Consider the following 23,672-nt stretch of genomic DNA (forward strand, 5'->3'; position numbering starts at 1 on the left):
CACCCGAGAGAGCGAACCCATGACCCGTGAACTTCACCTCAATCTCTTCATCAACGGTCGCGGCCATCACGAGGCGGCCTGGCGTCACGACGGTTCGACGCAGCGGGCGCTGACCGACGTCGCCTACTACCGCGACCTGGCGCTGGCGGCTGAGGCGGCAAAGCTCGATTCCGTCTTCTTCGCCGACCATGTCGCGCTGGGCGACGAGCTTGAACATGCGGCGCGCGGGGAACTCGAACCGCTGACCCTGCTCGGCGCACTCTCGGCGCTGACCGAGCGCATCGGGTTGATCGCGACGGCCTCGACGACCTATAGCGAGCCTTACAATCTCGCCCGGCAGCTCGCCTCGCTCGACCATCTCAGCGGCGGCCGCATCGGCTGGAACATCGTGACCTCCTGGGCGCCGGCGGCCGCGGGGAACTTTGGCCAGGAGCGGCAGGCCGGGATCGACCAGCGCTATGAGCGGGCTCACGAGTTCGTCGAGGTTGCCTCGAAACTCTGGGACAGCTGGGCGGCGGACGCGATCCTCGACGACCGCGAGACCGGGCATTTCGCCAGGCCCGACCGGATCCGCCGCGCCGACCATCGCGGCACGCATTTCGGGGTTGCCGGCGCGCTGAACATCCCGCGCTCGCCGCAGGGGAGGCCCGTCTTCGTCCAGGCGGGCGCCTCGACCGATGGCCGTGCTTTCGCGGCCCGCTATGCCGAGGCGATCTTCACCGCGCATCTCACCAAGGAGAGCGCGATTGCCTTCTATTCCGACATCAAGACGCAAGCCCGCGTGCTCGGCCGCCGGGGCGACCAGATCGTCATCCTGCCCGGGATCAGCGCTGCGATCGGCTCGACTGAAGTCGAGGCGAAGCGGGTATGGGAGGAGTTGAACGAGCTGTCCCACCCGACAGTTGGCCTGTCGCGCCTGTCGAACCGCTTCGGCGGCCATGATTTCTCGCATCTGCAGCTCGACCAGGTCCTGTCGGTCGACGATTTTCCCGATCCCTCGCAGGTGCAGGCCTCGCGCAGCCGGGCGCAGGCGATCACCGCCCTGGTCGGGCGCGAGCGGCCGACGCTGCGCGGGTTGCTGCACAGCCTTGCCGGAGCGCGCGGGCATTTCACCGCGACCGGCACGCCCGAGCAGATCGCCGATGTGATCGAGGACTGGTTCGTCTCGGGCGCGGCCGACGGCTTCAACGTCATGCCGCCGATCCTGCCGCGCCAGTTCGCTCTCTTCACCAGCGAGGTCGTGCCATTGCTGCAGAAGCGCGGACTGTTCCGGACCGAGTATGGCGAGGGCACCTTACGCCAGCGCCTGGGGCTCGATCCGGTGCCGAGCCAATTCGACCAGCAGGCGCCGCTGCAAAGATCCGCCTGATCGCCGCAGCGCGCGCCGAGACCGCGCTACGGGAGCTGTCTCGGGCGGGTGGTCCTGGGGCTACGATCAACCCGATACAACGGCGCGGGTGAGGGGGCTTGTCACGTCGCAAGGGACCGCCCGGCCCCGGTCATGCCTCAGAGCAGCGTGATCTTGCCGCTCGCCAGCTCGTAATGTGCCCCGACGACCTTGATCTTCCTGCTAGCAACGAACTCCGCGAGGATCGGTTTGGCGGTCTCGAGACGGCGTTTGCCGCGGCGGATGTTTTCCGCGATCGCCGCGGCAAGGAGGTCGTCCGGCTTGCCGGCCTTGGCGGCCGCGACCGCCGGCCTGAGCTCGCGCACCATTTCCTGGAGATGGCCCGGCAGGGTCGCCTTGTCCCGCACGACCTTGATCGTGGCGTCGATGGCGCCACAGCCCGAATGGCCAAGGACCATGACGAGCGGCGTGTTGAGGTATTTCACGGCATATTCGAGGCTGGCCAGGCCATCGTCATTGACGAAATTGCCGGCGAGACGAACCACGAAGAGGTCGCCGGGGCCCTGGTCGAAGGCGAGTTCCGGCGAGACCCGCGAATCCGCGCAGCTCAGGATCGCAGCCACCGGATACTGGGCGCTGGCGCGGGCAGCCCGGCCGGCCGAGTAATCCTGATTGGTCGGGGTGTTCGCGGCATAGCGGGCATTGCCCTCCATCAGCCGCTTCAGCACTTCGTCGGGCGAGATCGCATTCTGCGGGGGCGCGGCCTGGGCGAAGGCCTGCCGGGGCAGGGCGGCGGCGCCGGCAAGGGCCACCATGCCGGAAAACAGGCCACGGCGGGACAGGCCGGGCGCGGGCGAGCAGCAGAGATCACACATGACGGAAGTCTCCTCCAGAACGGCCTGCATGGCGCGCAGCCCCGGCCGCTGAGCGCGGCGATTCACGATCCTTGCCGCCAGGCTCGCAGACGCAGCCTGCGCCCTATTACTGCTACAGGATGGGGATACTGCGAAGTGGGGATTTTGCAGGGCTTCCTCATGGGTAGCCCGCCTGAACCCGGCCCATTGCGGCATTCCATCCGTCCTGAGTCCGGGCTGGCGGCCCGCTGAAGGCCTCAGTGGTCCGCGAGGGGGCAGTCGCTCCACTTCTGGCCGATCGGCGAGCATCCGGTGTCCGGCGTGGTCGCGCTGCGCGGCTCCCGCATATCTGGCTTGTGCCGGAAGCGGACCTTAAGCGCCACCTTCGCCGATTGCCTTAAGCCGGGCTTAATTCTGTAGCTCTTACCACCAGCGTTGAATCCAAAGCATCGTCACGCTTTAGATTTAATAAAAGAAGGCTGGATCCGGTCAATCTATTGACCGGTGTCTTGTCAGATGAATCTGAGGGTAAGTCATGAATAGTCAAGATATCCAGGGGATGGTGAACAATCTGAAGGAAGGTCGCCTCTCGCGGCGTTCCTTTATTCAGCGAATGGCGGCAGTGGGTATTACTGCGCCGATCGCGAGCCAGATCCTCGCCTGGAACGGCGTCGCAATGGCGAACGCAACGATCGAATACAAGCCGACGAAGGCTGGCGGCGGCGGGCCGCTGAAGATCCTGCTCTGGCAGGCACCGACCCTGCTGAATCCGCATTTCGCCTCCGGCACCAAGGACCAGGTCGCCTCGCGCGTCTTCTACGAGCCGCTCGCCGGCTGGGACAAGGAGGGCAATCTCTTCCCGCAGCTCGCGGCCGAAGCTCCCACCAAGGCCAATGGCGGCCTCTCCGAGGACGGCAAAAGCGTCACCTGGAAGCTGAAGCAGGGCGTGACCTGGCATGACGGCAAGCCGTTCACGGCCGATGACGTCGTCTTCACCTGGGAATATGCCGCCGATCCGGCGACTGCCGCCTACACCACCGGCGCCTACAAGGACATCAAGGTCGAGAAGATCGACTCCCACACCGTCAAGGTGATCTTCAAGGAAGCGACGCCGTTCTGGGCCGATGCTTTCGTCGGCGTCGCCGGCATGATCATCCCGAAGCACCATTTCGGCGAGTACAAGGGCGCCAAGTCGCGTGAGGCTCCGGCCAACCTGAAGCCGGTCGGCACCGGCCCCTACAAGTTCGTCGACTTCAAGCCGGGCGACGTGCTCACCGGCACGCGCAACGAGAATTACCACGTCCAGAACAAGCCGCATTTCGACACGCTCGAGGTCAAGGGCGGCGGTGACGCGATCTCGGCGGCGCGCGCCGTGCTGCAGACCGGCGAATACGACTATGCCTGGGATACGCTGGTCGAGGACGAAGTTCTCAAGCGCATGGAGACGGGTGGTCGCGGCAGGATCAGTGCAGCGCAGGCCGGCGACGTGGAATTCATCACCCTGAACACCACCGACCCGTGGACCGAGGTCGATGGCGAGCGTTCGAGCGTCAAGACCAAGCATCCGACGCTCAGCGATCCGGCCGTGCGCCAGGCGATCAACCTGCTGATCGACCGCGATTCGATCCAGAAGTTCATCTATGGCCGCGGCGGCATCGCGACGGCGAGCTTCGTGAACCAGCCGAAGCAGTTCAAGTCGGAGAAGCTGAAATACGAATTCAGCCTCGATAAGGCGAACAAGATCCTCGACGACGCCGGCTGGAAGAAGGGTGCCGACGGCATCCGCGAAAAGGATGGCAAGAAGCTCAAGTTCGTCTTCCAGACCTCGATCAACGCGCCGCGTCAGAAGGTCCAGGCCATCATCAAGCAGGCCTGCCAGCGCGCCGGCATCGATCTCGAGCTGAAGTCGGTGACTGCGTCCGTGTTCTTCTCCTCGGACGTCGCCAACCCCGACACCTACACCAAGCTCTATGTCGACATGGAGATGTACACCACGACGCAGCCGCAGCCGGATCCGGAGCGTTTCCTCAACCAGTTCGTGTCCTGGGAAATCGCCAACAAGGAGAATAAGTGGCTCGGCCGCAACGTCTCGCGCTACTCCGACCCGGCGGCTGACGAGGCCTACAAGGCCGCGCAGAAGGAACTCGACCCGGCCAAGCGCGCTGCGCTGCTGATCAAGGTCAACGAGATCTTCTGCGAGGCCAACGTGATCCTGCCGGTCCTGTCGCGGACCAAGGTCGTCGCTGCGGCGCTGACCCTCGCGCATGATCACAGCGGCTGGGACGTGGACACCTGGAACCTCGCTTCCTGGTATCGCAACTAAGCACGAAGCAGCCCCTCACCGGGACATCTCGGTGAGGGGCCGCAACCGATATCCGCGGCGCCGGCATCCGCACGGCGTCGCGACCCCGCTGCGGCAGGGCCCGGCGAATTCATCGACCAGGCTTTCGATGAAATCTGGCCGGCCTCCGACTTGCACGCGAATAGATCTGGCACGCGAACAGATTTGGCCTGTTCTGAACGCCCATGTCCGGCTGCGGGCACATTGGGCCCGTTCCGCGAGCGACTGCTGCCATTCCTTGTCATCGCACAGTCGTTTCGGTGACAGCGAACGGGGGACGCGGATGGCGAAGATCGATTTCAAGAAAGCCCTCAGACCACTTTATGACCCGCCCACCGGGGACTTCGCTTTGGTCGACGTGCCGCAGATGCCGTTCGTGAAGGTGAACGGTGAAGGCGATCCCAACACCGCACCGGCTTACCGTTCGGCGATCGAATGGCTCTACGGGTCAGCTATGCCGTGAAGTTCGCCGCAAAGGCTGCGCTCGGCAGGGACTATGTGGTGCCGCCGCTGGAAGGGTTGTGGTGGACCGACGATCCCCGGAGCTTCATCACCCGCCAAAAGAACCTGTGGCGCTGGACGATGATGATCATGGTTCCTGAATTCGTCACCCATGACATGTTCGAGAAGGCGGTGGCCAAAACGGAGGGAAAGCTTGGGCAGCGCCCGCAAAGCCTGCGCCACGAATTCTATGCTGAAGGGCTCTCGCTCCAGACCCTGCATGTCGGCAGCTATGATGAGGAGGGGCCGATCCTGGCCCGGCTCCATGATGAGGTGATGCCGCGCAAGGGGGTGACCTTCAACGGCGCCCACCACGAAATCTATCTGAGCGATCCGCGCAAGACTGAAGCGGCCAGGCTCAAAACGGTCCTTCGCCAGCCGGTGATATCCTTGGCATAGGGGGCAGGGCGGAAATCGGCTCCTGCCCATGCGCCAATGTCTGCTGTCCACGAGCACGAAGGCTATCCGCGGGGCGAAGAGCCGAGATTGCGTCATGAACCGATTTGGCGGATTGCTGGGATATGAGAACCCGGATCAAAGTTTGCGGGATCGCGTCAGCCGATGAAGCCCGCCTCGCGGTAGCGGCTGGCGTCGACGCTCTTGGCTTCAATTGTGTGGGGCCTTCCAGTCCTCGCCATGTCGCGGACCCGACAGTCGCCGCGATCACGACACTCACGCCGCCTCCCGTCGCGACATTCCTGCTGACCGTCGAGCGGACAGCCGAGGCGATCGCGGCCCATGTGCGCCGGACGCGTCCGAGCACGGTCCAGATTCTCTGGAACATCGATCCGGCGGAGTCCGCCCGCCTGGCCGAGATCGAGCCTGATCTGCGCCGCGTTCAGGTCGTCCATGTCGAGAGCCGCGCAGCGCTGGAGATGATCCAGGCCTACAGCCCGTATGTTCACGCCTTCCTGCTCGATTCAGGGAGTCCGAACGCAGCGACGCCGGAACTGGGCGGCACCGGGCGCCCGCATGACTGGGCGATCAGCGCCGAATTCGTCGATGCCAGCCCTCTGCCGGTGTTCCTCGCGGGCGGGCTTACCCCGGCAAATGTCGGCGCTGCCATCCGACAGGTCAGGCCGTTCGGCGTGGATCTGTCTTCGGGCGTCCGGACAGCAGGCCAGCTCGACCCGGTCAAGTTGGCGGATTTTGCCTTGGCCGTGCGGAAGGCGGATGACGCTCTGAACCCGGCCTAGAGGCGGGCGCGCGGGGCGCGCTTGGCCAACCCGGGCATCCTGCCCCCGCGCAAAAGGCCCATCTCGTTTCCCGGCGCCTGGCACGGCCGCGCGACCCACGGCGCCGGAACCGGCCTGCGCTCGCCTTCAGAACCTGATGTCGATGCGTCCCTTGAGGGCGTGATCGCGGGTTCGCTCGCCGATGGCAGCGGAGTAGGTGATCCCGACCGTGGTCGAGGCGGTGGCGCGCCAGTCGAGCCCGGCTTCGGCGACCAGCGCATTGCGATCGATGGCCGTCGCGTAGACCGAGGCCGGGGTCGTGCCGGCAAGGAAGGCCGTGGCTGCTCGCGGCGTCAACTCGCCAAAGCCATGGCGCCAGCCGAGCAGGCCGCGGGCGAAGAGCGGCATCGTGCCGATCTGCGCCTCGGCGCGCAGGCCCAAGGTCGTGAAGCCGAGATTCTGGTCGCCGGAGAAGACGCGCAGTGCGGCCGCGCCGCCCTGCTCGAGGCCGGAGCCGGATGAGACCCGGAGCAGGACGAGCTGGGCGAAGGGCTCGAGGGCAAACTGCTCGAAACGGAAGGCATAGCCCAGCTCAGCGAAGGCCTGGGCCACCTGGCTGTCGCGATCCGAGCGCAGCCTGTCACCAAAGCCGCGGAGCTGCACCTGGCGGGTCAGGCTGGTTTCGCCGAACGAATATCCCAGGCCGCCATCGAGCCGCCATGCGCCGAGGCGGGCGCCGGCATAGAGTGCGGCATGGCCGCTCTCCAACCGGCCGGAGGACAGCCTGGCGTCGACATCGAAATTCGAGCGGGTGTAGCCGCCGGCAACGCCGACCCGAAGCGAGCCCGCCGCCGTCTCGTAGAGCTTGAGGTCGGCGCCGAGGATGGCGCCGCCGGTGCGCTGGGAGAGGCTCGCCGCATTGCCGTCGCCATTGGTGTTCGCTTGTGCTCCGACCGCTTCGCCCCAGATGGTGAAGCGCTCCTCGAAGCGCGGCGCTGGCAGCATGATTGCGCCCTTCGCGTTCGGCAGATCGGCCGTGAACTCCGCCGCGACGCTCTGGCCTGGCGCCACCAGCAGCGGCCCGCGCAGGCGCCCGAGGATCGCCTCGCGGAGCAGCCGGCTTTCGGCGATCGCGACCGCGACGCCCTGGGCATGGGCCTCGCCCGAGAGCTGGTCGAAACCGGCGCGCGCCTCATCGGCTGTCGCCGAGATCAAGCTGTCATAGATCCGATTGCCGGCACCCAGCCGTTCCGCCGCGACCGCGATCCCGCTCTGGTTGCGCGTCAAGGCGATGAAGGCTCCGCCGCCGCCCGGCCCGAACGACGTGCCGTTGCCGCTCATCGTCAGCGTGACGTTCTGCGCGTCATAAGCCAGCGAGGGCGTCAGGAAGGCGAGGTTCGAGCTGATGCCGGTGAACCGCCCGCTGACGCCGCCGCCCGCCGTCAGGATGGTATAGTTCGTCGAGGCCGCGTAATTGCCGTTCTCTGCCAGGACCTGGACGGCGCCGCCCGACAGTGTCGCAATGCCCGACGCATTGATCCGGTCGCTCTGTCCGGCCGCATTGATTTCGACCTGATAGGTCGAGCCGACGGCGAAGGCGACATTGCCGGCAATGGTCAGCGTGCCGATCGAGTTGCCGGGCGCGACCGTGCCGCCGCTCATCACGGCAAGGCCGCCGATCGTGCCCGAGCCGCCGAGCGTGCCACCGCCATTCACGGTCGTCGCACTCGCGGTCGAGCCGTTGACGACGAGCGTGCCGGCATTGACCGTGGTTGCGCCGGTAAAGGTGTTGGCGCCCGTGAGCACGAGCGTGCCGGCGCCCGCCTTGGTCAGGGATCTGCCGTCCCAGCCGGTTGCGGCATTGGGCGCCCGGTCGCTCAGCGCTGCGCCCATATCGAACCTGTCGGCAGCATTGGTCAGCGTGAACGTGCCATGCGCGCGAGAATTGCCCGCAGTCCAGCTCAAGCCATAGCTGGCGAGATAGTGCTTGCTGTCGTCCGACTTCCGGGTCGCCAGCGTCAGATAGTCCACCGTCCCATGGAAGCCGCCGACCGTGACCGTGCCGAAGTCGCCGCTGAGGCCCGAGCGCGTATCGATCAGGAGCTTGTCCAGGCCGTTCGCGTCGCTGATGCCGCTGAGGTTGAAGGCGACATTGCTGCCGAGCGTGACGCGTTCGGCCTGCAGCAAGGGACCGCCGGTGGAAGCGATGATCGACAATGCCGTGTCATTGGCAAAGCGGACATCCTGCGCGACCTTCACCGCCGCCAGGTTTTGGATCGCCAGGCTGCCACCGGTCACGTCGATCGTGCCGGCGAGAGTGTAGGTTCCAGCCGCTGCGCCGTCACCGAATTGCAGCCTGCCGCCCGATATCGTCGCGTTGCCGCCGAAGCCGAGGCCTGACGTATTGGCGACCACCAGCGTCCCGGCCTTGACCTGGGTCATGCCGTTGCGCGTCAGGGCCTTGTCCAGTGTCCAGGTGCCGCTGCCCTGCTTGACGAGTGCGCCGGTGCTGAGGCTGGTCGTGCCGCCGACGGCCGCCGAGTAAAGGTGAGTGCCCGCGCCATCCAGCGTCAGCGTGGAGTCTGCGTTGGTGCCGATACCCAGGTTGCCCGTGATGCTGGATCCGGTGAACAGCGTGACCGTGTTGGTGCCCGCGGCGCGCAGCGCCACATTGCCTTTCAGTGCGCCGGAATTGCTGAGCGCGGTGTTGCCGCCGATAGCCTGCACCGATGCCGTGCCCTCGATGGTGGCGCCAGCGCCGTTGGTCACCGTGCCTCCATTGATCAGACGGACCCCCGCCGAGGGGCCCTTGATAAGGCTGCCCGACCCGGTATTGGTGACCGTGCCCGCCCCGCCGCTGATGCCCACGCCCGCGGCAAGGGCATCTGTCCCGTCGGCGATGATCGAGCTTGCCGTGTTGGTCACCGTCCCGCCATCGGCAAAGCTCACCCCGTAGAGCTTGCCCGTGATCCTGCCGCCGCCCTCGTTGGTGACGGTGCCCTGGCCGACGACGATCTCCACGCCGTGACCCTGGTTGTCCGCGGTCACGCTGATGGTGCCGCCGGTGTTGGTCACCGTGCCGGCACCCCAGATGCGGACGCCGCCCAACCCGCCGGCAATGCTCGCGCCGGTCCCGTTGGTCACAGTGCCGTCTGTATTGATGAACACGCCGAGGCCATCAGTGCCGCTGGCGCGGATAACACTCGTGGCGCCGAGATTGCTCACGTCGCCACCTTTGTCGAGCAGCACGCCGTGGCTCACGGCTGTGATGGTGCCGCCCTGGTTGGTCACCGTGCCGCCATCACCGAGCTGCACGCCGACATAATCCCCCTCGATCCGCCCGGTGACTGCGTTGACCACCGTGGCGACGCCCGCGGTGGACAGCACGCCGACCTGCCCTGCAGCCGTTCGCGAAATGGTGCCAGCGTTGTTCAGGGTGCCACCGTTGTTGACGATGACTTCGTTGCCGATGCTGATGCCCGCATTGATCGCCAGCGTGGCGCCGAGAGCGCCGCTGTTGTCCACCGTGACGGAGCCGCTGCCCAGGCCCGCATTATTGGCGACCGCCAGGGTTCCGGCTTTGACCTGCGTGGCGCCGCTGCGCGTCATCGCCTTGTCCAGCGTCCAGGTGCCGCTGCCCTGCTTGATAAGCGTGCCGGCGCTGAAGCTGGTCGTGCCGCCGACGGCCGCCGAATAGAGCTGCGTGCCGGTGCCATCCAGCGTCAGCGTGGAGGCGGCATTGGCGCCGAAGCTCAGATTGCCCGTGATGCTGGAGCCTGTGAACAGCGTGACATCGTGGATTTCATCGCCATTGGCGTTGGAGCGCAGGGCCACGTGCCCGATCAGCTTGCCCGCATTGCTGAGCGAGACGTTTCCGATGACCGAGCTCACCGCCAGGGCCCCCAGCGCGGCCTCGATCGTCGAGCCGGCACCATTGATGATCGTGCCGCCGGCAGTCACCGTCACGCCGCTGTCCCGGCCCGTGATGGTTCCGCCCAGCGTATTCGAGATCGTTCCAGTGTCGATTTGCACGCCGGAAACGTCGGTGCCAATGATCGTGCCTCCGGTGTTGGTCACTGTTCCGTTTCCGAAAACAAGCACGCCGGCTCGCTTGCCCCTGATCGTTCCGCCCTGCGTGTTCGTGACCGTCGCGTCTCCGCCGAACGACGCCCCATCGAGCGTCGCACCGGTGATCGTGCCGCCGGTATTGGTCAGCGTGCCGCCTCCGTGCACCAACACGCCTTGCGTTTGCCCGGATATCGTTGCGCCTTGCAGATTGTCCACCGTGGCGCGACCGGTCATGGACTGCACGCCAGCCTCCCCTGCAGCCATTCGCGAAAGGGTGCCCGCATTGCTCAGCGTGCCCCCGTTATTGAGGGTGACCTCGTTGCCGATGCTGACGCCCGCATTGATCTGCAGCGTGGCACTCTTGTTGGCCGAATTGTCGACGGTGACGGTATTGACGCCGAGTTGAGCGTCGGAGCTCACGACCAAAGTGCCATCCGTCACGAGGGTCTGGGCGTAGCTGCCCGCGCCCGGAAACGTCAGGACCAACCCCGCCAACGCGGTGGTGGACAAGAGCCGCCCGCGGCGCAAACCGCGCGTTGCGCTGGTCAACAAGGTCGATGTCATCAGTCCGTCTCATGCATGCAAAACACCGCTGTCCGGCGCAGCGATCTCTGGCTATTGTTTAAGTTCGTGCGCCGTCGTCAGGCCGTTATTGCGCCGTGACACGAGCGTTAATTCTGCCTGCCTCTGCGTTCGCGCCGGGCAGAATCTGTGCTTTTCGAGAAGGATCGACCTGTTCGTGTTGCCGGCAGAATGAAGGACGGTGTCGCTCTTCCCCATTTTCGTCTCTCGCTGCTCGGACGATTCGAGCTGGCAACGCGCGATGGCATCGTCCGGCTGCCGAGCCGGAAACTGTCGGGGTTGTTGGCCTATCTGGCCTGCACGGCGCCTCAACCCCAGCCGCGTGAAAGGCTGGCCCACCTGCTGTGGGGCTCGCATTTCGAGACACAGGCCCGACAGAACCTGCGGCAGGCGATTTTTCGGCTGCGTAGGATTTTAGGCCAGGAAACGCTCGTCAGTACCGACGACGAGGTCTGGCTCGCGCCCGGCGCGATCGATTGCGATGCTGTTCGCTTCGAGGCGTTGATCACCGAGGGCGGGGCTGCGTCGCTCGCCGCGGCCGCCGATCTCCACCGGGGTTCGTTTCTGGCCGACCTGAATATCGAAGAAGACGCGTGGCTGAGTTGGCGCGCCTCGCTGCGCGGGCGCCTCGAAGGCCTGGCGCTCGACGCCATGGTCAGCGAGAGCCAGGACGCGATGCGGGCGGGGAACGAGGAGGCTGCGCTCAAGGCGGCTCATCGGGCCATCCAGGTGAATGCCCTGCGTGAGGATGCGCATCGGGTCGCCCTCCAGGCGCTCGTCGCGATGGGACGCAAGGCCGAGGCGCTCAGGCATTATCAGGATCTCGCCGCGCTGCTGAGGCACGAACTCGGCGCGGCGCCCGATGCGGTCACGCAGGCGCTGGCAGCGGAGCTTCGCAGCGCAGCGCCGCCAAGTGTGCCAAGTGTTGCAAGCGCGCCGCGCGCGAGCGGCGAACGGCATCCCACAGCTTCCGGGACAGTAGAACCGCCTGTCGCAGCAGGGATCGTGGCGGCGCGAGACGGCGAGGCCCCGACGAAGGGGCTTCGCCCGGATGCTCTGGAGCAGCGCCAACTGACGATCCTGGTTTGCGATCTGGTCGGCGCGATCAGCCCCTCAGCGAGCCCCGATCCCGAAGATATCCACGATCTGATCGCCGCCTTCCACGCGACCGTCGCCGATGTCGCGGCGCGATTTGGCGGCTTCGTCGCCCATTACCAGGGCCATGGCGTTGTCGTGTATTTCGGCTATCCGGCTGCCCATGAGCATGATGCCGAACGCGCCGTGCGCGCCGGCCTTGCTCTCCTTGCCGCCATCGGCAGCCTGACCGCGCCGTTGGCCGGGGCGCTGCAGGCAAGCGTCGGCATCGCCACCGGGCTCGTCGTCGTCGGGGAGAAATCGACCGCGGACAAGAATCGCCAGCATGTCGCGACGGGCGAGGCCCCGGCCCTGGCGGCGCGTCTGCAGGGCCGTGCGGCAGGGGGCGAAGTCGTCATTGCCGCGAGCACGCAGCAGCTTGTGGGCCGGCAGTTCGCCTGCCGGGCGCTCTCGGTCCGCAGTGGCGCGCAACAGCCGGAAGCATTGCAGGTCCTTGAAGCATGGCAGGTTCTTGAAGCGTGGCAGGTCCTTGGCGAGATCGCCGGGGTGAGCCGCTTCGATGCACGGCGCGGCGCCGTTCTGAGCCCGCTCATCGGCCGCGAGGAAGAGATCGCGCTGCTGCTTCGCCGCTGGGATCAGGCCGGTGCGGGGGAAGGGCGTGTCGTTCTGATCTCGGGCGAGCCTGGCATCGGCAAGTCGCGCCTGGCCGAGAGCGTGCCGGCCCGGACCGGCTCCGGGCCCGATTCCCTCCTGCGCTATTCCTGTGCTCCGCATCTTGCACAGAGCCCGCTGCATCCGTTCATTGCCCGTGTCCAGCAGGATGCCGGCTTCAGCCCCGACGACAGCGCCGGCGCGAGGCTCGACAGGCTGGAGGCGTTGCTCGCGCCGACATCGCTCGATATGCCGCGCGACGTGGCGCTCCTTGCCGAGCTGACCGGAGTGCCGCTGGAGGACCGCTCCCCCCCGCTGGCGGCCAGTCCGCAGCAGAAGCGCGAGATGACGCTCGGTCTGCTCCTCGACCAGATCGAGCGCGCCGCAGCCCGGAAACCGGTCCTGATCCTGTTCGAGGATGCGCACTGGCTCGATCCGTCGTCGCTCGATCTGCTCGAGCGCCTGGTGAGCCGCGCCGCCCGGCTGCCTCTGCTGCTGCTGGTCACCTGCCGGCCCCAATTCCAGCCCGGCTGGCTCGACCAGCCACATGTCACTGCGCTGTCGCTCAGCCGCCTTGGCCCGGGCGACAGCACCGGCATCATGCGCGGCGTCGCCGGGGACAGGGCGCTCCCCAATGCTGTCATCGGCCAGATCCTGTCGCGGGCGGATGGCGTGCCGCTGTTCATCGAGGAACTGACACGCTCGCTCCTCGAAAGCGGGCTGTTGCGTCAGACCGGGGACGGCTGGGTCCTCGACGGGCCCCTGCCGTCAGTGGCTATCCCGACGACGCTGCAGGCCGCGCTGGTGGCCCGGCTCGACCTGCTCGGCCCGGCAAGGGACGCAGCCATGATCGGCGCCGCGATCGGACGGGAGTTCTCCCACGAGCTGATCGCTGCGGTGTCGGGTCTTGCCGCCGCGGAGCTCGAGACAGCGCTCGCGCGGCTGCTGGAATCCGGCCTCGTCTCGCGCCGCAGTGCATCGTCAGGGCAAGGCTACGTCTTCAAGCACGCGCTCGTGCAGGATGCTGCCTATGCCACGATGCTCAGGAGCCGGCGACGCGACCTGCATGCGACGATCGCCCGGACGCTGATCGATCAGTTCCAGGCCTGGGTCGAAGACCAGCCCGAGCTCGTCGCTCACCATTTCACGGAAGCCGGGCTCGGCGGCGAGGCGGTCGGCTACTGGGTCAAGGCAGCCCGGCTGGCGCAGGCACGCTGGGCCAACCGCGAGGCCGCCGGGTTCTTCGAACAGGCCTTGCGTGTTCTGGCCACACTCCCGGAGACCCGGGAGACGCACGAGCAGGCCATCGATCTCCGGTTCGAATTGAAGGCATCGCTTCTTCCGCTCGGACAGTTCGAGCGCATCATCGGCCATCTTCGCGAGGCCGAAAGCCTGGCCAGACGCCTGGACGATCAACACCGCCTGGCGCGGTTCGCCTTCCATATGTGCCAGACCCTGGCGCTGGGCGGCGATTCCGCGGAAGCCGCGGGTTTTGGCCAGCAGGCGCTGGCGCTGGCGGATTCGCTTGGCGACGTCCCACTCCAGATGGCGGCGACCCTGTTTCTCGGGACGGCCTGCTTCTCGACGCTTGAGTTCCCCCAGGTCGAGCCGCTCTTCGTGCGAGCGCTGGAGTTGCTCGATCGTCAGCCCCGCTTCGAGCGATTTGGTCTCGCTGGATATCCAGCCGTGACGGTCCGTGCTTTCCTGGCGCGGATCCATGCCGAGCAAGGCAGGTTCGAGCAGGGCATCCTGCATGGCGAGGAGGGCATTCGCATCGCGCTGGCGGTCGATGATCCGCTCGGCCTGACGATCGCCTATTGGTGTCTCGCCGACCTCCTGGTCATTCGCGGCGAGTTCGCCGAAGCCATAACGCGGTTGGAGCGCGCTTGCGTCGTGGCCCGCGAGTTCGACCTGCCCTTCATGGCCGCGGGCAGTACGGGCACGCTCGGCTATGCCTATGCCCTGCTGGGGCAGACCGAGCGAGGCCTGCCTCTGCTGGAGCAGGCGCTGAGCGCTCTGGAAGCCATGGGGCATCGCTTTGGCCAGGCCCTGTTCCTGGTGCCCCTCGGGGATGCGCATTTGCTCGCCGGCCAGCATGCGGACGCTCTCAGATATGCTGGACGGGCTCTGGCCACGGCGCGGGAGAATGGTCAACGTCGTGGCGAGGCAGGGGCCCTCCATCTGCTTGGCGACGTTCTGGTCCGCACCGAATCCATAGGACAGGCCGAAATTCACTACCGCGAGGCGCTCGCGCTCGCGACGGAACTTGGGCTGGGCTCGCTTGTCGCGCGCTGCCATCATGGCCTCGGAAATCTGCACCTGCGCGCAGGCCGGCCGGCCGCGGCTCGCAACCAGCTCGAGATCGCCACGACGATGTACCGCGAGATGGGCATGCGCTTCTGGCTGGATCAGGCCACTGAAGCGGCGGATCAGTTGCCATAGCGGGCGGCCTCGGGGCCGGCTCACGGCATGAAGGCCTGGCAGCGTGCCGGCCCTGGGGAGGCACTGCATCGCGACCGCGCGATCTCGCCGACCGCGCGACTGCGTGGTTCAGGCCGGTGCGATCGGGAGATGCGCCACTTGCGCGCCGACCTCGTAATAGGCCTCCCTGACGCCCCGGAAGGCCGGGATGGCCAGTTCGGATACCGGCAAGGGCATGCCGGCGAGATCGATCTCGCCAAGGATGAGCCGGGCAAGTTCGCGCCCGAAGACGGTGCCCGGCGCGATGCCGCGGCCGTTATAGCCGCTGAACCCGATCGCGTTCGGTCCGTAGCTGTGCAGTCGCGGCAGATGATCCGGCGTCATGCCGATCTTGCCGTACCATTCCGTTTCAAGCTCGAATTCGCCAAGTTGCGGAAACAGCTTCCGGATATGCCGCTTCACCCAGGCGCGATGAACGCTCAAGCCGGTCCCGCGCAAAGCGCCGACGCTGCCGACGATCAGGCGCCCCTCCGCATCGAGCCGGAACCCGCTCAGGATGGTCTTGGTGTCCCAGCCCGCGCCGCCATGCGGCAGGATGGTCTTGCGGATATTGTGGCCGAGCGGCGCCGTCGAGACGTGAAAATAGGGCAGATGCACCTGCTCCTCGCGGATGTTGGCGGTCGCGCCTGTCGAATAGGCGTCGGTCGCCAGGATGAGCCAGTCGGCGCTGACGCTGCCGCCGGCGGACTTGACCTTCCAGGCGTTGCCGCTGCGCTCGAAGCCGGTCACCGCGCTGCCGGTGTGGATGGTCGCGCCTTCGGTGATCGCGGCGCCCGCCAGGCCGCGGGCATAGGCCAGCGGCTGGATCGTGCCGGCGCGCGGGTCGAACAGCGAGCCGGTATAGCCCGCAGCCCCGGTCCTCGCCTGCGTATCGCCGGCACTCAACAGCTCGACCTTGGCGCCGAGCTTGCTCCACTGCGCCTGGCGGGCCTGGAGCTGCTTCAGGCCGCTTGCGCCGACGGCGCAATGATAGGTTCCGCGATGGTCGGCCTGGCATTCCATGCCATAGCGTTCCGTGAGCGCGAAAACCTCGCGCGGCGCTTCGCCGAGCAGTCCGATCAGGCGGTTGCCATGACCCGGGCCGAGCGTGGCGATGAGATCGTCGGGCATCACCCAGAGGCCGGCATTGACGAAGCCCGAGTTGCGGCCGGACGCGCCGAAGCCGATCTCGACCGCCTCCAGGACCATGACCTTCTTGCCGCCCCTGGCGAGATGGAGGGCGGCCGAGAGCCCGGTATAGCCTCCGCCGACAATGACGACGTCGGCGGATGCGGCTTCGCCCAGGACCGTGGTCTGCGGGGCAGGAGGGGCCGAGAGCTCCCAGAGCCCGTGCGAACGCTTGTCCCCCAGCATTGAATCGGCTCCGCTCTGTCAGGTCCGTGAATGGCTTGGTGCAGGCGCAACATTGTGCAGGCGCGGAGGGCGCCCGCAGATGTCAGGCCTTCGCTTCGTCGTCGGGGTGGCCCATCTCGCAGAACTTGCCGCCGAGATAGCGGCCCGTCGGAGACTTGGGGTCGAGAGCCGGCGCATTCGCCTCGACCTTGCCGCGAAACGGCTCCGAGCTGTCCTGCGGGTGATAGCCGAGATGGTTGGCGCCGCTATTGTCGACCGCCTTCACCGTGTTGTCCGAGGTGCCGAAGGAGATGGTGTGGCCGACGAAAGGCGCCGTCAGCGAGGCTTCGACGAGGCGCACGCAGTCGGCGAAGGAGAGATAGGACCACAGCATCCGCCGGTCGACGGGCTCGGGGAAGGACGAGAAGATGCGCAGGCACGCCGTCTCGATACCGAACTTGTCCCAATAGAGCCGGCTCAGGCTTTCCACGAAGGTCTTGCCGACGCCGTAGAGGCAGTCCGGCCGAACCGGCGCATCGACCGATATCTGCGCGCCGATCTCATGGAAGCCGATCGCATGGACGGATGAGGCATAGACGACGCGTTTGATCCCGTGTTTCCGGGCGCCCTCATAGATGTGGTAGGAGGCGCGAATACTGGAATCGAGGATGGTCTGCCAGTCCCGCTCGGTCGGCGCGCCGCCGAAATGGACGATGGCATCGCAGCCCTCGGTCGCAGCGATCGTCGCCTCCATATCCGCAAGATCGAAGATCGCCTGTTCCTCATGGGAGCCAAGCGGGCCGAGCGGCTCGCGATCGGCGACGCGGATCGTCCCGGCGAGATGCGCAAGCCCGGTGCGAAGATGAGAGCCGAGGCGGCCGGCCGCGCCGGTGATCAGGATGCGGTCGTAATGGGGCATGCGGTCCTCGCGTCGTCACAGGCTGACCGCCGCACCAGGCCGGCGCGGCGGCGATGGGGAGAATAGGCGTTCCGGATCTCGTGGCACCGGGTCATCCGGGGGAGGGTAGTTCGCCGCGCTTCAGTCCGGCTTCGACTGCCGCGATCTCGGCGTCGCTGACGTCATATGCGGCCTTGGCCATCTCGGCCGAGACATAGCCGAGCGCAAGGTCGCGCAGCACCGCGAAGCGACTGCGCTCGGCGGCCGGGCCGTAACCGGCGCCACCGGGAAGCGACAGCATGACCTTGCGACCCTCGGGAACGGCCTGGCGCCCCTTGCCGGCCATGGCGGTGCCGTCGTCAAGGCGGATTTCGGTCGCGCCGCCATCGGCCCCGCCAAGGCGCCCGCGCGGCGGATGCTTCACGCGGTCGAACATTGCGGACATGTCGAAGACATGGCCCTCGACCGCGCCGACCTCCATGAACTGGCCGAGCCCGCCGTGGAAGCGGCCGGCGCCGCCGGAATCGGGCCGCAATTCCTTGCGCCAGATGATGATCGGGCCGGCATGCTCGGTTGCCTCGATCGGCATGGTCATGACGCCTGAGGGGAAGGCGGTGGTGTTCATGCCGTCGAGCGTCGGGCGTGCGCCCGATCCGCCGCAATTGAACATCAAGACCTCGGCGCGCCTCGCTCCGAAAAGACGCGCGGCCTCCGAGGCCGGACGCAGCGAGACCTGGAAATTGCAGAGCGGTCCTGCGCCTTCGGCCGGAACGGTCCTGGGTAGGAGCTTGTCGAGCGCATCATAGACCGTGTCGGGGATGAGATGGCCGATGACATGGCGCAGCGCGACGGGCGCCGGATGCAGCGCGTTGACGATGGTGTTCTCCGGAGCCGTGATGCGGAAGGGCTCGAGAGAGGCCGCATTATTGGGGATCTCGGGCGCAATCGCGCATTTCAAGGCATAGCAGGCATAGGCCTTGGAATAGACCATCGGGCAGTTGATGCCCTTGGGGTCGACGCCCGACGAGCCCTTGAAATCGACGCAAACCTCGTCGGCGCCGATCGTGACCTTGACCTTGAGCAGGATCGGCGTGGCGAAGCCGTCGCTGAGCATGGCCCCCTCGGCTGCGCCGGGCTTGAGCGCCGCGATCCTCTCCAGGGTCGCCCGTCGCGAGTTCTCGAGGATGAAATCGCCGACCTGCTCCAGCCCGTCGAGGGCGAATTCGTCGAGCATGCCGGTCAGCCGGCGATGGCCGACATCGTTGCAGGTCGCCAGCGCGAAGATGTCGCCGACGACCTGGTCGGGCTCGCGGATATTGCCGCGCACCAGCCTGACGAAGGGTTGGTCGACCTTGCCGCGGTCGGCGAATTTCATGATCGGGATATAGAGGCCTTCCTCATAGACCGAATTGGCGTCCGCCCCGAAGCCGCGGCCGCCGATATCGACGACATGGGCCGTGCAGGCGAAGAAGCCGACATGCCTCCCCCGGTAGAAGGAGGGCGTCACCACGGTGATGTCGTGCAGGTGGCCGGTCCCCATCCAGGGGTCGTTGGTGATGTAGATATCGCCTTCGAGGATGTTGCCGGGGCCGATCTCGCGGATGAAATGCGCGACCGCGTCGGCCATGGCGTTGACATGGCCCGGCGTGCCGGTCACGGCCTGGGCCAGCATCAGCCCGGCCCGGTTGTAGACGCCGGCCGAGAGGTCGCCTGCCTCGCGCACCGAGGTCGAGAAGGCCGTGCGGATCAGGGCCTGGGCCTGCTCCTCGACGATCGAGATCAGGCGGTTCCACATCACCTGCAGCGAGACGGTGGAGAGCGTCATCATGGTCAGGCCTCGATCATGTCGGCGAGACGGGCTTCCACCGCGTCGGTGCTCTGCTTGAAGACTTCGATGCAGCCATCCGAGCGGCAGGTCGCCGCGCAGCCGGCCGGCACGATGATCGTGGTTTCGTCCTCGACGATGACGCAGGGGCCCGTCACGATCCGGCCGATCGCGACCTCCGAGCGCGCGAACACGCCGGCCGTCACCCGAACGCCGAGCGCGGGATCGAAGACTTCGCGCTGTGCGGTCGCCGTCAGCGGTGCCAGGGCGCCCAGCCCCTCGGCCCGCACCGGCACCGTCTTCGCCGTGCTCGCATTCACCGCCCAGACGGTGATCTCTATGTCCAGACCTTGGACGGTCCTTGAGAACAGCTTGGCGTATTCGGCCTCGAACAGGTCGCGATAGGCATCGATCGTCGGTGCGGCCCGGCTCACATCGATCGGGATTTCCCAGCCTTGGCCGACATAGCGCATATAGACCTTGGTCTCGACGCTGAGCGGCGCCTGCGCGTCGCAGGAGCGGACGAAGCTCGTGGCCTCGCTTTCGAGTTCTGCGAGCAGGCCGCGGACCAGCGAAGCGTCGAAATCCGCCAGGCGCATATAGACGCTGCGCGTCGCCTCGAAGCTGAACGGCGCCCGCAGGAAGCCGATGGCCGAGCCGACACCGGCCCCGGGCGGCACCAGCAGGCGCGCGATGCCGAGCTTCTCGCAGAGCCGTCCGGCATGGAGCGGCGCCGCGCCGCCGAAGGCGATCATTGTATAGCCGGAGAGATCTTCGCCATTCTCGACGGCGTGGACGCGGGCGGCATTCGCCATGTTCTCGTCGACGACCTCGACGATGCCGAAGGCGGCGGTTTCGCCGCTCATCCCGAGCCGCTCGCCGATCGCAGCCGTCACGGCTGTGCGCGAGGCGGCTGTGTCCAGCACCATGCTGCCGCCGGCGAAATTGGCGGGGTCGATCTTGCCGAGCAGGAGGTCGGCATCGGTCACCGCGGGCCGTGTGCCGCCGCGACCATAGCAGGCGGGGCCGGGCTCCGAGCCGGCGCTCTCCGGCCCGACGCGGATCTGGCGCATCGAATCGACCTGGGCGAGCGAGCCGCCGCCAGCGCCGATCTCGACCATGTCGATCACCGGGATCGAGATGGGCATGCCCGAGCCCTTCTTGAAGCGGTAGCTCCGTGCCACCTCGAAGACCCGGCTCGTCTTCGGTGTCTGGTTCTTGATCAGGCAGATCTTGGCCGTCGTCCCACCCATGTCGAAGGAGAGCACCCGGTCGAGGCCGAAGCGCGCGGCGACATCGGCGGCATAGATCGCGCCGCCGGCCGGGCCGGATTCGACGAGGCGAACCGGGAACTCCGCCGCCCCTTCGAGCGACATGATGCCGCCGCCGGAATGCATCAGGAAGATCGGGCAGTCCGCACCTTCGCCAGCCAGTCTTGCGGCCAGGCTGGCGAGATAGCGCTTCATCATCGGCTTGACATAGGCATTGGCCACCACCGTGTTGAAGCGCTCGTATTCGCGCATCTGCGGCGAGACCTCCGACGAGATCGAGACCGCAAGACCCGGCATCCGCTCCAGCAGCACCTCGCGGACCAGCCGCTCATGGCTGGGGTCGAGATAGGAATGGATCAGCCCGACCGCGACGCTCTCATAGCCCGCTTCTGCGATCTGCTCGGCCAGCGCGACGATATCCGCGCGCCGGAGCGGGATCAGCGTCTTGCCGCTGGCCGCGACGCGCTCGCGCAGCGTGTAGCGCCGGTTGCGCGGCAGCAGGGGCTGGGGCAGCGTCAGGTTGAGGTCGTATTGCTCGAACCGGCTTTCGGTCCGCATCTCGATCACGTCGCGAAAACCTTCGGTCGTGATCAGCGCCGTCTTCGCGCCGCGGCGTTCGATCAGGGCGTTGGTCGCAAGCGTCGTGCCGTGGATGATCCGGCCGATGGAGGCGGGCGTCACGCCCGCCTTGGCGCAGACGCGGTGCATGCCCTCGATGATGGCGCGCTCGGGTGCGTCATAGGTGGTCAGCACCTTGGCGGAGTAGCTATCGCCCCCGATTTCCAGCACGACATCCGTGAAAGTGCCGCCGATATCGGCGCCCAGATTGCCTAGGGAGGATGCACCGCCGCTCATCGAAACCACCTTTCAGTGCAAGGAGATGCCCGGCGCTGCGGGAGAGCCGGACCTGCAAAAAGATGGCCGCGATCGATGATCACGTCTAATTATTTGATTGTCTCGTGATGATAGAAAATATTGATCCTGTGGCGCGCTCCGTGGCGGCGCAGACCGGGGTTCTCGATGCAGATCACGCTCAAGCAGATCGAAACCTTCGTCCGGCTGGCCTCGCTCAGGAATTTCCGCCGCGTCGCCGAACAGATGAACACGACGCAGCCGAATATTTCGGCGCGGATATCGGCGCTCGAAACGGTCCTGAACCTGCGCCTGTTCGAACGCGATGCCGGATCGGTCGTGCTGACGGATCAAGGCAAGAGCGTGCTGCCGCTCGCGGCGCGGGCGCTCGAGGCGACCGAGGCGCTGCTCCAGGCGGGCGATGCGGCGAGCCGGCAATCCATCCTGAAGCTCGGCGTCGCGGAAACCGTGGCCCAGACCTGGCTGCATCGCTTCCTGCGCGAGATGGCCGTGCGCTTCCCCGAGGTCGTGGTCGAGCTGAGTGTCGACCTGACCTTCAATCTCCAGCGCAACCTCATGGACGGCTCACTCGACATCGCCTTCCTCAACGGGCCGATCTCCGACCTCTCTGTCACCAATCTGCCGCTGGGGACGGTGGCGCTGCCCTGGGTCGCTGCCCCCCGGTTTGCCGCAGCCTTGCCCGATCCCGTCGGGGCCGATGACCTCGCCCGGTTTCCGATCCTGACCCATGCCAAGAACACGCGGCCCTATGCGGAGGTCGTCGACTACTTCAAGCGCAACAGCAGCCGGCTCAGCCGCCCGGTCTCGTCGAGCAATCTGGCGGCCTGCCTGAACATGACGCTGGACGGCCTCGGCATCGCGACCTTGCCGTCGCCGCTGGTCGAGCGCTTCGTCGAATCCGGGGAACTCGTCGCCCTCAACTGCGATTGGGTGCCGACCCCGATGAGTTTCACCGCATCCTATGTGACGATGCCGGCGCGGCCGATCGTCGAGGCCGCGGCGGAACTCGCCGTCGCGGTCGCCGACTGGAAGCCGAACGCGGCCTGACCGGTTGATCGTCAATGCTGAGACCAGGTCGGCTGCGCCCGTGCGATGAACGAACTCCGGCGTCGCGCGTTGTCCAACGGCGTGAGCGTTCGGGAGAAATGATGGATGAGGGGAAGCAGGAACTCCGGCGGGCATTCAAGCACATCGAGCGGGAGGTTCCAGAGCGGTTCTCAGCGACATTGCGTTGGCTGCGGCACCCGGCCTCGCGTTGGGTTCGACTGCCCGTGGGGCTTCTCCTGATCGTCGGCGGCATCTTCTCGATCTTACCCGCGCTCGGGCTTTGGATGCTGCCTCTTGGCCTGTTGCTGATCGCCGCAGACTTCCCGCCATTGAGAAAGCCGATGGCGCGCTTTGCTCTTGCCACAGTGAATCTATGGATCAGGCTGCGGGCGTGGTGGCAACGACGACGCAATCACGCTCCCTGATGCGGGCCGGGACGTTGCGCCCGATTTCGACAGGCGGTCGAGGCTGACTTCATACGGTCGTTGCTGGGGCGACGCGCCGCGAGTCTGCACTGGCGTCTCGGACGCGAGCCAGGAACCAGCCGACATCCATAATGGTCCCCGTGACGTTTCCGCAGTCAGCGGAAACGTCGAGTGATCGCACAAATCCAGCGATGCGCGGCCAGCGTCCGGCCGTCATGTGGCGATCGAACGACGATTCAGGTCGCTACCGAAAGAACGCGAGGAGGATGATGAGCGGAAGAGGAATGGCGAGCATCCAAAGCAAAATACCGCGACCCATGATGATCTCTCCCGGTGGAGGCCTTTGAACCGCACCCACAGAGAGTGTTCCGGAAGGGTCGCTGACCGGCGGACGTTTGGCGACTGCCGACGTGGAAAAGCCTACTCCCTGCGATGCGCTAGAGGGGCCGGCCCAACAGCTTCGCGACCGCGGCCGAGCGTGAACCCGCCTTTGCAACGGCCATCTTCAATTGCTCAAGGCTCACGCCCCATTTTTGGGTCCAGTATTTGACCTCGTGAGGTTCATTCAGATTGATGCGGGCGCGGTCTTGCGCGTCGCGGTTGGTAAGATCGTCCGGCATGGTAACCTCCTTGGAGCCCCATGGAACCGCAATGTCGCAACGATGTTCCTCAGCGACGAACGCTTCCTGTGGCGTTCTGGCTCGGCCTGGCGGCTGAAGCGCACTCGTACGCAAGGGCGCCTCGCTCTGGTGCGGTAACGAGCGACTGGGCGTGATTCTGCGCGGGCTCAAATGGACTCGCGGATTCTTGATGGATCAGCCGGTGGGAACAAAGGACTTGAACAGCGGTTCCCCTTTTCGTGGAGACGACTGCGCCGGCCATCGGATCGTCGATCGAATTGTTGG

15 protein-coding genes are annotated in these 23,672 nt (G+C 66.4%); 8 read left to right on the plus strand and 7 right to left on the minus strand.

Features of this window, described 5'->3' with window-relative positions; genetic code table 11:
* Positions 1 to 19: 19 nt before the first annotated feature.
* The gene (locus AC1DW9_RS09985) at positions 20 to 1,369 is read left to right on the plus strand and encodes an LLM class flavin-dependent oxidoreductase (protein WP_441504542.1); all 1,350 of its coding nucleotides are present in this window, start codon (positions 20 to 22) and stop codon (positions 1,367 to 1,369) included.
* Positions 1,370 to 1,506: 137 nt separating this feature from the next.
* Here the strand turns inward: AC1DW9_RS09985 and AC1DW9_RS09990 are convergent, their stop codons facing one another.
* Positions 1,507 to 2,223, minus strand: coding sequence for a carbonic anhydrase (locus AC1DW9_RS09990; RefSeq protein ID WP_441504541.1), 717 nt, complete (start codon positions 2,221 to 2,223; stop codon positions 1,507 to 1,509).
* Between the two features lie 514 nt (positions 2,224 to 2,737).
* Between AC1DW9_RS09990 and AC1DW9_RS09995 the strand changes: the two genes are divergently transcribed.
* The 4 genes from AC1DW9_RS09995 to AC1DW9_RS10010 all read left to right on the plus strand — a co-directional run bounded on the left by AC1DW9_RS09995 (position 2,738) and on the right by AC1DW9_RS10010 (position 6,240).
* The gene (locus AC1DW9_RS09995; protein WP_476775849.1) at positions 2,738 to 4,525 is read left to right on the plus strand and encodes a peptide ABC transporter substrate-binding protein; all 1,788 of its coding nucleotides are present in this window, start codon (positions 2,738 to 2,740) and stop codon (positions 4,523 to 4,525) included.
* Positions 4,526 to 4,826: 301 nt separating this feature from the next.
* Complete coding sequence (locus AC1DW9_RS10000) at positions 4,827 to 5,006, plus strand: hypothetical protein (RefSeq protein WP_476775850.1); 180 nt, start codon at positions 4,827 to 4,829, stop codon at positions 5,004 to 5,006.
* A gap of 38 nt (positions 5,007 to 5,044) precedes the next feature.
* Positions 5,045 to 5,443 carry a GyrI-like domain-containing protein gene (locus tag AC1DW9_RS10005; RefSeq protein ID WP_476775851.1) on the plus strand — a complete coding sequence of 133 codons (399 nt, stop codon included), beginning with the start codon at positions 5,045 to 5,047 and terminating at the stop codon, positions 5,441 to 5,443.
* A gap of 122 nt (positions 5,444 to 5,565) precedes the next feature.
* Positions 5,566 to 6,240, plus strand: a complete 675-nt coding sequence (locus AC1DW9_RS10010) for a phosphoribosylanthranilate isomerase (protein WP_441504539.1) — start codon at positions 5,566 to 5,568, stop codon at positions 6,238 to 6,240.
* A gap of 126 nt (positions 6,241 to 6,366) precedes the next feature.
* Here the strand turns inward: AC1DW9_RS10010 and AC1DW9_RS10015 are convergent, their stop codons facing one another.
* Complete coding sequence (locus tag AC1DW9_RS10015; RefSeq protein ID WP_476775852.1) at positions 6,367 to 10,851, minus strand: autotransporter domain-containing protein; 4,485 nt, start codon at positions 10,849 to 10,851, stop codon at positions 6,367 to 6,369.
* 189 nt (positions 10,852 to 11,040) lie between these two features.
* Between AC1DW9_RS10015 and AC1DW9_RS10020 the strand changes: the two genes are divergently transcribed.
* Positions 11,041 to 15,057 carry an AAA family ATPase gene (locus AC1DW9_RS10020; protein WP_476775853.1) on the plus strand — a complete coding sequence of 1,339 codons (4,017 nt, stop codon included), beginning with the start codon at positions 11,041 to 11,043 and terminating at the stop codon, positions 15,055 to 15,057.
* Between the two features lie 108 nt (positions 15,058 to 15,165).
* On the opposite strand, the gene AC1DW9_RS10025 is transcribed toward AC1DW9_RS10020, so the two are convergent.
* From AC1DW9_RS10025 to AC1DW9_RS10040, 4 genes are all read right to left on the minus strand, one after another.
* Positions 15,166 to 16,449: an NAD(P)/FAD-dependent oxidoreductase gene (locus tag AC1DW9_RS10025; RefSeq protein ID WP_476775854.1), complete on the minus strand. Its 1,284-nt coding sequence runs from the start codon at positions 16,447 to 16,449 to the stop codon at positions 15,166 to 15,168.
* A gap of 82 nt (positions 16,450 to 16,531) precedes the next feature.
* Positions 16,532 to 17,347 carry an NAD-dependent epimerase/dehydratase family protein gene (locus AC1DW9_RS10030; protein WP_441488435.1) on the minus strand — a complete coding sequence of 272 codons (816 nt, stop codon included), beginning with the start codon at positions 17,345 to 17,347 and terminating at the stop codon, positions 16,532 to 16,534.
* A gap of 91 nt (positions 17,348 to 17,438) precedes the next feature.
* Positions 17,439 to 19,160, minus strand: coding sequence for a hydantoinase B/oxoprolinase family protein (locus tag AC1DW9_RS10035; RefSeq protein ID WP_476775868.1), 1,722 nt, complete (start codon positions 19,158 to 19,160; stop codon positions 17,439 to 17,441).
* Positions 19,157 to 21,277 carry a hydantoinase/oxoprolinase family protein gene (locus AC1DW9_RS10040; RefSeq protein WP_476775855.1) on the minus strand — a complete coding sequence of 707 codons (2,121 nt, stop codon included), beginning with the start codon at positions 21,275 to 21,277 and terminating at the stop codon, positions 19,157 to 19,159. The genes AC1DW9_RS10035 and AC1DW9_RS10040 overlap by 4 nt, the downstream gene beginning before the upstream one ends.
* Before the next feature lie 165 nt (positions 21,278 to 21,442).
* On the opposite strand from AC1DW9_RS10040, the gene AC1DW9_RS10045 reads away from it, so the two are divergent.
* Both AC1DW9_RS10045 and AC1DW9_RS10050 read left to right on the plus strand, forming a co-directional pair.
* Complete coding sequence (locus AC1DW9_RS10045) at positions 21,443 to 22,342, plus strand: LysR family transcriptional regulator (protein WP_441488433.1); 900 nt, start codon at positions 21,443 to 21,445, stop codon at positions 22,340 to 22,342.
* A 101-nt stretch (positions 22,343 to 22,443) separates the two neighbouring features.
* Positions 22,444 to 22,767 carry a hypothetical protein gene (locus AC1DW9_RS10050; RefSeq protein ID WP_441488432.1) on the plus strand — a complete coding sequence of 108 codons (324 nt, stop codon included), beginning with the start codon at positions 22,444 to 22,446 and terminating at the stop codon, positions 22,765 to 22,767.
* 437 nt (positions 22,768 to 23,204) lie between these two features.
* Here the strand turns inward: AC1DW9_RS10050 and AC1DW9_RS10055 are convergent, their stop codons facing one another.
* On the minus strand, positions 23,205 to 23,387 hold the full coding sequence (locus AC1DW9_RS10055; RefSeq protein ID WP_441488431.1) for a DUF3606 domain-containing protein: 183 nt from the start codon (positions 23,385 to 23,387) through the stop codon (positions 23,205 to 23,207).
* Positions 23,388 to 23,672 lie beyond the last annotated feature (285 nt).

Source organism: Allobosea sp. P4_E12 (assembly GCF_056401655.1).

Excerpts from the sequence above, each read along its gene's own strand:
- AC1DW9_RS09990 (WP_441504541.1), bottom strand. The coding sequence starts at position 2,223 with ATGTGTGATCTCTGCTGCTCGCCCGCGCCCGGCCTGTCCCGCCGTGGC.
- AC1DW9_RS10050 (WP_441488432.1), top strand. The coding sequence starts at position 22,444 with ATGGATGAGGGGAAGCAGGAACTCCGGCGGGCATTCAAGCACATCGAG.
- AC1DW9_RS10000 (WP_476775850.1), top strand. The coding sequence starts at position 4,827 with ATGGCGAAGATCGATTTCAAGAAAGCCCTCAGACCACTTTATGACCCG.
- AC1DW9_RS10020 (WP_476775853.1), top strand. The coding sequence starts at position 11,041 with ATGAAGGACGGTGTCGCTCTTCCCCATTTTCGTCTCTCGCTGCTCGGA.
- AC1DW9_RS09985 (WP_441504542.1), top strand. The coding sequence starts at position 20 with ATGACCCGTGAACTTCACCTCAATCTCTTCATCAACGGTCGCGGCCAT.
- AC1DW9_RS10040 (WP_476775855.1), bottom strand. The coding sequence starts at position 21,277 with ATGAGCGGCGGTGCATCCTCCCTAGGCAATCTGGGCGCCGATATCGGC.
- AC1DW9_RS09995 (WP_476775849.1), top strand. The coding sequence starts at position 2,738 with ATGAATAGTCAAGATATCCAGGGGATGGTGAACAATCTGAAGGAAGGT.
- AC1DW9_RS10030 (WP_441488435.1), bottom strand. The coding sequence starts at position 17,347 with ATGCCCCATTACGACCGCATCCTGATCACCGGCGCGGCCGGCCGCCTC.
- AC1DW9_RS10015 (WP_476775852.1), bottom strand. The coding sequence starts at position 10,851 with ATGACATCGACCTTGTTGACCAGCGCAACGCGCGGTTTGCGCCGCGGG.
- AC1DW9_RS10010 (WP_441504539.1), top strand. The coding sequence starts at position 5,566 with ATGAGAACCCGGATCAAAGTTTGCGGGATCGCGTCAGCCGATGAAGCC.
- AC1DW9_RS10025 (WP_476775854.1), bottom strand. The coding sequence starts at position 16,449 with ATGCTGGGGGACAAGCGTTCGCACGGGCTCTGGGAGCTCTCGGCCCCT.
- AC1DW9_RS10055 (WP_441488431.1), bottom strand. The coding sequence starts at position 23,387 with ATGCCGGACGATCTTACCAACCGCGACGCGCAAGACCGCGCCCGCATC.
- AC1DW9_RS10045 (WP_441488433.1), top strand. The coding sequence starts at position 21,443 with ATGCAGATCACGCTCAAGCAGATCGAAACCTTCGTCCGGCTGGCCTCG.